The 7,417-nt window shown below is 71.0% G+C and carries 6 protein-coding genes and 1 pseudogene; all 7 read left to right on the top strand.

The annotated features are described in order from the left end of the window. Positions 1–1,107, top strand: a pseudogene (locus ACWD4A_RS20925) (hypothetical protein); the annotation flags it as partial. 114 nt (positions 1,108–1,221) lie between these two features. After that, positions 1,222–2,160: a coiled-coil domain-containing protein gene (locus ACWD4A_RS20920; RefSeq protein ID WP_058046316.1), complete on the top strand. Its 939-nt coding sequence runs from the start codon at positions 1,222–1,224 to the stop codon at positions 2,158–2,160. Between the two features lie 145 nt (positions 2,161–2,305). Then, the gene (locus ACWD4A_RS20915; protein WP_451195885.1) at positions 2,306–3,277 is read left to right on the top strand and encodes an ATP-binding cassette domain-containing protein; all 972 of its coding nucleotides are present in this window, start codon (positions 2,306–2,308) and stop codon (positions 3,275–3,277) included. A gap of 3 nt (positions 3,278–3,280) precedes the next feature. Next, the gene (locus ACWD4A_RS20910; RefSeq protein ID WP_451195883.1) at positions 3,281–4,051 is read left to right on the top strand and encodes an ABC transporter permease; all 771 of its coding nucleotides are present in this window, start codon (positions 3,281–3,283) and stop codon (positions 4,049–4,051) included. 339 nt (positions 4,052–4,390) lie between these two features. Then, positions 4,391–5,227 (top strand): hypothetical protein, encoded by an 837-nt coding sequence (locus ACWD4A_RS20905; protein WP_451195881.1) that lies wholly within the window; start codon positions 4,391–4,393, stop codon positions 5,225–5,227. A gap of 89 nt (positions 5,228–5,316) precedes the next feature. Beyond that, positions 5,317–6,489 carry an ABC transporter ATP-binding protein gene (locus ACWD4A_RS20900; protein WP_451195879.1) on the top strand — a complete coding sequence of 391 codons (1,173 nt, stop codon included), beginning with the start codon at positions 5,317–5,319 and terminating at the stop codon, positions 6,487–6,489. Further along, positions 6,486–7,403: an ABC transporter permease gene (locus ACWD4A_RS20895; protein WP_451195877.1), complete on the top strand. Its 918-nt coding sequence runs from the start codon at positions 6,486–6,488 to the stop codon at positions 7,401–7,403. Before ACWD4A_RS20900 ends, ACWD4A_RS20895 begins: the two co-directional genes overlap by 4 nt. The last annotated feature ends 14 nt before the right edge of the window (positions 7,404–7,417 follow it).

Here is a 7,417-nt window from a genome sequence, read left to right as displayed (position 1 = left end):
TTTCCAGGGCCGAACGGCCCCGCCGACGAGGCGCGGGAGGCGGCGAACGCCCGCCGCACCGAGGCCGCCGAGCAGGCCGACAGCCTGGTCGCCGAGGCCGCGGCCGAGGCGGAGCGGATGGCCGCGGAGGCGGCGGAGGCGCTGAACTCCGCGCAGGAGAACGCCAACAGCACCCGTGCCGACTCGGCGAAGCTCAAGGCCGACGCCGTCCTGGAGGCGGAGCGGCTGCTCGCCGAGGCGCGCGCCGAGGGTGACCGGACGATCGACGCGGCCCGGGACGCGGGCGCGCAGAAGCTGACCGAGGCCGCCGAGAAGGCGGACGCCCTGATCGCCAAGGCCCAGGAGGAGGCGGTCCGCACCGCGGCCACCGCCGAGGAGCAGGCCGACACCATGGTGGGGGTGGCCCGCCGGGAGGCGGAGCGGATCGTCACCGAGGCCACCGGCGAGGGCAACGGGCTGGTGGAGCAGGCCCGTACGGACGCGAACACGCTGCTCGCCGAGGCCCGCGGGGACGCGACGGCGATAAGGGAGCGCGCGGACGAGCTGCGGTCCCGGGTGGAGAGCGAGGTCGAGGAGCTGCACGACCGGGCGCGCCGCGAGGCGTCCGAGGCGATGCAGTCGGCGGGCGAGCGCTGCGACAAGCTCGTGGCCGCGGCGACCGAGCAGCTCACGGAGGCGGAGGAGAAGGCGAAGAAGCTGGTCTCCGACGCCAGCAGCGAGGCGAGCAAGGTCCGTATCGCCGCGGTGAAGAAGGCGGAGGGGCTGCTCAAGGAGACGGAGCAGAAGAAGGCCAGCGTCATGCGCGAGTCCCAGGCGCTGCTCAAGGAGGCGGAGCAGACCAGGGCCGCGGCCGTACGCGAGGCGGAGCGCCTGCGCACCGAGGGTGCGGAGGAGGCCAAGCGCCTTGTGGACGAAGGAAAGCGGGAGTTGGAGGTACTGGTGCGCCGACGCGAGGACATCAATGCCGAGATTTCCCGTGTCCAGGACGTGTTGGAAGCGTTGGAGTCTTTTGAAGCCCCGGGGTCGGGAAGCGCCAAAGAGGGCGGGGTGAAGGCAGCGGCGGGTGCGGGTGCAACTCGATCGGGTGGCAAGCAGTCTCAGAAGTAGCCACTCGTACGAGGGGACATTCTCCAGAACTGCCAACCATCCACTCGATGACACGCCGCTCGCGCCCCTAGGATTCCCTCTATCACCTCACCGGTCTCTTATGACAGGAACCCCATGAGCGACACTTCCTCCCCCTTCGGCTTCGAGCTCGTGCGGCGTGGATACGACCGCGGCCAGGTGGACGACCGAATTACCAAGCTCGTCGCCGACCGTGACAGCGCACTGGCCCGAATCACCTCTCTGGAAAAGCGCATCGAGGAGCTCCACCTCGAAACGCAGAATGCTCAGGCCCAGGTCAACGACGCGGAACCGTCCTATGCGGGGCTGGGTGCGCGGGTCGAGAAGATCCTCCGGCTGGCTGAGGAAGAGGCCAAGGACCTGCGGGAGGAGGCCCGGCGCGCCGCCGAGCAGCACCGTGAGCTGGCGGAGTCGGCCGCCCAGCAGGTGCGCAACGACGCGGAGTCGTTCGCCGCCGACCGCAAGGCGAAGGCGGAGGACGAGGGCGCGCGCATCGTCGAGAAGGCGAAGGGCGATTCGGCGCAGCTGCGGGCCGAGGCACAGAAGGACGCGCAGTCCAAGCGCGAGGAGGCCGACGCCCTCTTCGAGGAGACCCGCGCCAAGGCCGCCCAGGCCGCCGCGGACTTCGAGACCAACCTGGCCAAGCGCCGCGAGCAGTCCGAGCGGGACCTGGCGTCCCGTCAGGCCAAGGCGGAGAAGCGGCTGGCGGAGATCGAGCACCGCGCCGAGCAGCTGCGCCTGGAGGCGGAGAAGCTGCGCACGGACGCCGAGCGCCGGGCCCGCCAGACGGTGGAGACCGCGCAGCGCCAGGCGGAGGACATCGTGGCCGACGCCAACGCCAAGGCGGACCGCATCCGCAGCGAGTCCGAGCGCGAGCTGGCGGCGCTCACCAACCGCCGCGACAGCATCAACGCCCAGCTGACCAATGTCCGCGAGATGCTGGCCACGCTCACCGGCGCGGCCGTGGCCGCGGCCGGCGTGCCCGGTGACGACGAGCCGATCTCGCGCGGTGTCCCGGCCCAGCAGAGCCGCTGACGACCCGCCGCCCCTGTACGAACCCCCGTACGCCGACGCCCCGTGTGCCCGCCGAGAGCGGGCGCCCGGGGCGTCGGTGTGCCCGGGTCATCCGGATGGTCGGCCACCGGTGGCGCGCCGTCACGAACGCCCTTACCGTGGCGGAATGATCGAGCTCCAGGGTCTGACCAAGCGCTACGGCGACAAGCTCGCCGTGGACGGCCTCTCCTGTGTGGTGCGGCCCGGGATCGTGACGGGCTTTCTGGGCCCCAACGGCGCGGGCAAGTCGACGACGATGCGGATGATGCTCGACCTGGACAGCCCGACCGCCGGCACGGTCCTCATCGACGGCAGGCACTACCGCCAGTTGAAGGAGCCGCTGAAGGTCGTGGGCGCGCTGCTGGACGCCAAGGCGATGCACGGCGGCCGCAGCGCCTACAACCACCTGCTGTGTCTGGCGCAGAGCAACGGCATCCCGCGGGCCCGGGTGGCGGAGGTGCTGGACACGGTGGGCCTGACGTCGGTGTCGGGCAAGCGCTCCAAGGGCTTCTCGCTCGGCATGGGGCAGCGGCTGGGCATCGCGGGGGCGCTGCTGGGCGACCCGCAGATCCTGATGTTCGACGAGCCGGTCAACGGCCTGGACCCCGAGGGCATCCACTGGATCCGCAATCTGATGAAGAACCTGGCCGCCCAGGGGCGCACGGTCTTCGTCTCCTCGCACCTGATGAGCGAGATGGCGCTGACGGCGGACCATCTGGTGGTGATCGGCCAGGGGCGGCTGCTGGCGGACACGTCCATGGCGGACTTCATCGCGCAGAACTCCCGCTCCTACGTACGGCTGCGCTCGCCGGAGCGGGAGCGGCTGCTGGACGTGCTGTCGGGTGCCGGGATCGCGGCCGTGACCACGGATGACGGCTCGCTGGAGGTGGACGGGCCGGACGCGGCGCGGCTGGGCGAGCTCGCGGCGCGGCACCAGCTCGTGCTGCACGAGCTGAGCCCCCAGCGGGCGTCGCTGGAGGAGGCGTTCATGCGGCTCACCGCCGAGTCGGTGGAGTACCACGCGCACAGCGCGCCCGTCTCCGGGGCGGAGGCCCCGCCGGGCAATTGGGGTGCCGACTGGCAGAAGAAGGGAGCCTGAGCGATGGCGGTGGCGACGCAGGTCCTCCAGTCGGAATGGACAAAGATCAAATCCGTGCGCTCCACGGTGTGGACGCTCGGTCTCGCCTTCGTGGTGACGGTCGCCCTGGGCGCTCTCATCAGCGCTCTTTCCAAGAGCCAGTTCGACAAGATGACCCCGAAGGAAAGGATCAATTTCGATCCGACCTTCACGAGTTTCGCGGGTATGGGACTCGGTCAGCTCGCGATGATCGTTTTCGGGGTGCTGGTCGTCTCCAATGAATACAGCACGGGAATGATCCGGACTTCCCTCGCGGCGGTTCCCCAGCGCGCCACGTTCCTCTTCAGCAAGATCACCATTGCGACGCTGCTGGCGCTGGTCGTCAGCATGGTCACCAGTTTTGTGTCCTTCTTTCTCGGCCAGGCGATGCTGGGCGAACACAAGGCGTCGATCGGCGACGAGGGCGTACTGCGGGCCGTCATCGGCGGCGGCCTCTACATGACCCTCATCACCGTCTTCTCGATGGGCGTCGCGACGATGCTGCGCAGCCCGATGCTCTCGCTGGGCATCCTGATGCCCTTCTTCTTCCTGATCTCCAACATCCTCGGCGCCGTGCCCGCCACGAAGAAAGTCGCCCAGTACTTCCCGGACCAGGCGGGCCGCAAGATCATGCAGGTCATCACGTTCGACGACGAGGCCCCGTACGGTCCATGGGGCGGCTTCGCGATCATGGTCCTGTGGGTGGTGGCGGCGGTCCTGGGCGGCTACGCGATCCTGAAGGAACGCGATGCGTAGCCCTCGCCGGGCGGGCGGCCGGGATACGTCCTCAGCCCCCACCGTCGCCGTCTGCGGGTCGTCTGCCGTCTGCGGCGGGGGCGCCCTGCTGGGGGTCCCCCCGGACGAAGTCTGGGGGAGCGTCCTCAAACGCCGGACGGGCTGGATTGTGCGGGCGTAGTCCGTAGTCTGCGGGCCGCAGCCTGCGGGCCGCAGGGCAAAGAGCCACGGTCCGGAAATCCAGCCCGTCCGGCGTTTGAGGACAAGCGGCGCAGCCGCTTCGGGGGTCCGGGGGTCTCCCCCGGTTTCGGGAAGGGGCGGGGCTGGGGAACAAAGCCCGCCGCAGGCGAGGAGGCAACGGTGGCGGAGGGGCTGGGGGACGCGCCCGCCGTGCGGCCCCTCGACTATCCAGGGCGCCCCGCAGGAGAGCCCGTGCTGCTCACAGGGCGGCAACTGCTACCGCTCACCCCCACACCGGCCGCCCGCCTGGGCACCTGGCTCACCCCCGCCGGCCGCACCCTCGACGACGCCCTCGGGGAGACGGTCACCGGCCACCGCCACCCCGTCATCGCCGTGGGCTCCAACGCCTCCCCCGCGCAGCTCCACCACAAGCTCACCGAGAAGCGGCTGCCCGTCACGGTGCCGATGGTGCCGGTGCGGATCAGGGGCGTGGGCGTCGGGTGTTCCGCGCACATCGGGCGGAACGGATACGTGGCCGCGGCACCGTACCCCGATCCCGGCGCCGAGCTCACCCTGGTGATCAGCTGGCTGGACGGCGCGCAGCTGCGGGCGGTGGACGGGACCGAGTTCAACTACCGGAGGGTGCTGCTGCCCGGCGGGCCCGGCGGGCGGTTCACGATGACCATGCCGTCGGGCGAGGCGCTCGGCGGCGCGTACGTCTACGTCAGCGCGCACGGTCTGCTGGCCCCGCACGGCGACGGCCGCCCGCTCCCCGGCGGCGGTGACCAGCGCGCCCTGCTGGCACGGCTGCTCGCCGGCTCCCCCGCCCTGCGGGAGCTGCTCGGGCCCGGTCCCGAGAGCTGGGTCGAGCGGGCGCGGGCGGACGAGGCCGTGCGGCAGGAAGGGAAGCGGATCTTCCGGGAGCTCGGCTGGGTGCTGCCCGTCACCAGCTTTCCCGCACCGGAGGAACCGGGCGCGGTCCCGCGCACCTACGACGGGCTCCCGTCACTCGTATAAATTTCACATAACGGGAACCGTCAAGACCTCGTTATGCTCATACCCCTTACGGGGGCTTATGCCCCGAAGAAGCTCGCGAGGGGCGGAGCATGATCGAGGCAGTCGGTCTGACGAAGCGCTACGGCGCCAAGACGGCCGTGCACAATCTGTCGTTCCAGGTGCGGCCCGGGGTCGTCACCGGCTTCCTGGGACCCAACGGGTCCGGCAAGTCGACGACGATGCGCATGATCCTTGGCCTGGACAGGCCGACGTCCGGGCAGGTCACCATCGGCGGCCACCCCTACGCCCAGCTGCCCAACGCCCCCCGGCAGGTCGGCGCCCTCCTCGACGCGAAGGCGGTGCACGGCGGGCGCAGCGCCCGGCTCCACCTGCTCTCCCTCGCCCAGCTCGCGGGCATCCCCGCGCGCCGGGTCGACGAGGTGCTCGGTGTCGTGGGTCTCCAGAACGTGGCGAGCAAGCGTTCCAAGGGCTTCTCGCTCGGCATGGGCCAGCGCCTGGGCATCGCCGCGGCGCTGCTCGGCGACCCGCAGGTGCTGCTCTTCGACGAGCCGGTCAACGGCCTCGACCCGGAGGGCATCCTCTGGGTCCGCAATCTGATGAAGCAGCTCGCGGCGGAAGGCCGTACGGTCTTCGTCTCCTCGCACCTGATGAGCGAGATGGCCCTCACGGCCGACCACCTGATCGTCATCGGCCGCGGCCAGCTGCTCGCCGACATGAGCGTCCAGGACTTCATCGCCGCGAACTCCGCGGGCTTCGCGCGCGTGCGGACCCCGGACACCGAGCCGGAGGGCCGCGAGAAGCTGACGGCCGCGCTGGTGGAGGCGGGCGGCCAGGTGCTGTCGGAGCCGGACGGCGCGCTGCGCGTCACCGGCGTGCCGCTGCCCCGGATCAGCGACCTCGCGCACGACGCCGACGTCCGGCTCTGGGAGCTCTCGCCGCACCAGGCGTCCCTGGAGGAGGCGTACATGCGGATGACCCAGGCCGCCGTCGACTACCGCTCGACCGCCGACCAGCGGGCCGGGCTGTGGCAGGCCCCCGGCCCGTACGGCCAGGGCTACGGCCACGGCATGCCGCCGCAGGGCTGGGCCCCGCCGGCGCCGGCGCCGGACGGCAATCCGTACCCCGTACTGCCGGGCGAGCAGCCGAACCCGTACGCCCAGCAGCAGCCGCCCGCGGCCCCGGCCGCACCGGTGGCGGCGCCCACCGCCGCTCCCGCCGCCGCCCCCGCCGACCTGACCAAGCGTGACGAGGACGCCCGATGACCGCCCCCTCCCAGCCCCAGCAGCCGCCCGCGCCGCCGGAAGCCACTCCCTTCGACGCCCGGCAGTGGACCGGCGGGATGCCGTCCGTCAGCGGCTACGTCTCCCCGATACCGGTGCGGAGGGCGACCCTCGCCGACGCCCTCGCCTCCGAGTGGACCAAGATCCGCTCGCTGCGGTCCACGATGTGGACGATGGGCATCATGGTGTTGCTGATCTTCGGCATCGGCTGTGTGATCGCGATGGCCGCCGGGTCCATGAGCAACGACTCGGGCCGGGACGTGAACGGTCAGATGTCCGTTCTGGGCCTCGCCGTGTTCGGCGTGCTGCTGAGCATCATCTGCGTGATGACCCAGGGCGTGCTGACGATGTCCTCGGAGTACAACACGGGGATGATCCGCACCACCCTGACCGCCTGCCCCAACCGCGGCCGGGTGCTCGCGGCGAAGGCGATCGTGTTCTTCCTGCTGGTCTTCGTGATCACGCTGGTGTCGACGACGCTCGTCGGGATGGTCGACGTGGCGATGGTCAACGGCAACCGGTTCGCCGAGACGACGACGGCGTCGATGTGGCTGCAGGCGACCCTCGGCATCAGCCTCTTCGTGGCGCTACTGGGAGTGGTGGCCCTCGCCGTGGGCACGCTGATCCGGCACTCCGCCGGTGCGATCACGGCCATGCTGGGTGCGATGCTGCTGCCGATGATCATGGCGACGTTCATGTTCACGGAGAGCCTCTCCGGCGTCCGGCGCTTCCTCCTGGAGTACTCGATCCCGAGCCTGCTCTTCGCCGTCTACGTCACCCCCGGCGGGGATTCGGGGTCGGGCCCGGAGGGCTGGGACTCGGTCTGGATCATGGCCGGCGTCGCGGCGGTCGCCCTGGGCGGCGCCTACGCCGCCCTCCGCAACCGCGACGCGTAACCGCCGCAGCGCAC

The organism is Streptomyces sp. NPDC002537 (assembly GCF_053594975.1).
The sequence above is the reverse complement of the archived record's forward strand: the minus strand, read 5'-3'. Positions and strand labels throughout refer to the sequence as shown.

What these genes read in the sequence shown, in the direction of transcription:
- ACWD4A_RS20920 (WP_058046316.1), top strand. Translation starts at nt 1,222, where the DNA reads ATGAGCGACACTTCCTCCCCCTTCGGCTTCGAGCTCGTGCGGCGTGGA.
- ACWD4A_RS20900 (WP_451195879.1), top strand. Translation starts at nt 5,317, where the DNA reads ATGATCGAGGCAGTCGGTCTGACGAAGCGCTACGGCGCCAAGACGGCC.
- ACWD4A_RS20910 (WP_451195883.1), top strand. Translation starts at nt 3,281, where the DNA reads ATGGCGGTGGCGACGCAGGTCCTCCAGTCGGAATGGACAAAGATCAAA.
- ACWD4A_RS20915 (WP_451195885.1), top strand. Translation starts at nt 2,306, where the DNA reads ATGATCGAGCTCCAGGGTCTGACCAAGCGCTACGGCGACAAGCTCGCC.
- ACWD4A_RS20895 (WP_451195877.1), top strand. Translation starts at nt 6,486, where the DNA reads ATGACCGCCCCCTCCCAGCCCCAGCAGCCGCCCGCGCCGCCGGAAGCC.